The following is a 643-nucleotide window of genomic DNA, read 5'->3' as shown; positions in this document are numbered from 1 at the left end:
GTTTCCGGGCTTTTATCTCTATATCCCTTCACGTGAAAACATGCCCAAGAAAATCCGCGTCCTTATGGATTTTCTGATTGAAAAGCGCGCTGAGCTTTAGGTTTACAAGTAAATCGTACGCGCTTTCTGCAGACGTATCCGTGCTAGAAATGTTAAATCAACCTGAGTTTTATTGAGGACAAAGCAACGTACTTTGCCCTTTGAATAAAGCTATCTTTGAGTACCATCAGATTCCAATGACGCCAGCCAACGGAGCACTTCTGCCGTGGCTTCAATTAACTCGCTTGGGATGTATTGGTCAACGTTGCCGTCGGCATAAAGCGCACGCGCCAATGGCACTTTTTGCATTACTGGCACGCCTTCTTCTCGTGCAATTGCAATCATGCGTTTAGCCATCGCATCGGTTTCCATCAGAGTGATGACAGGCAACGGTGTTTCGCCTTTTTTGTAGTACAGACCAACCGCGATGTGAGTCGGGTTTGTTACTAATACGTTGGAGCGCTTAACGTTTTCGCGTTGATTAGAAGCTTGAAGTTCTTGATGAAGCTGACGGCGTTTACTTTTGATTTCAGGGCTGCCTTCCATCTCTTTGTATTCGCGTTTCACTTCGTCCTTGCTCATTTTGAGCTTCTTCGTGTGGTCA

At 45.7% G+C, this 643-nt stretch carries 2 pseudogenes; one reads left to right on the top strand and one right to left on the bottom strand.

Annotated features, from left to right (window positions below):
- Window positions 1-100 (top strand): annotated as a pseudogene (locus R7Q48_RS28280) (LysR family transcriptional regulator); the annotation flags it as partial.
- Window positions 101-210: 110 nt separating this feature from the next.
- Here R7Q48_RS28280 and vscU read toward each other — a convergent pair.
- Window positions 211-643: pseudogene (vscU, locus tag R7Q48_RS28275) on the bottom strand (SctU family type III secretion system export apparatus subunit VscU); the annotation flags it as partial.

It is taken from the genome of Vibrio sp. 378 (assembly GCF_033339435.1).
The sequence above is the reverse complement of the archived record's forward strand: the minus strand, read 5'-3'. Positions and strand labels throughout refer to the sequence as shown.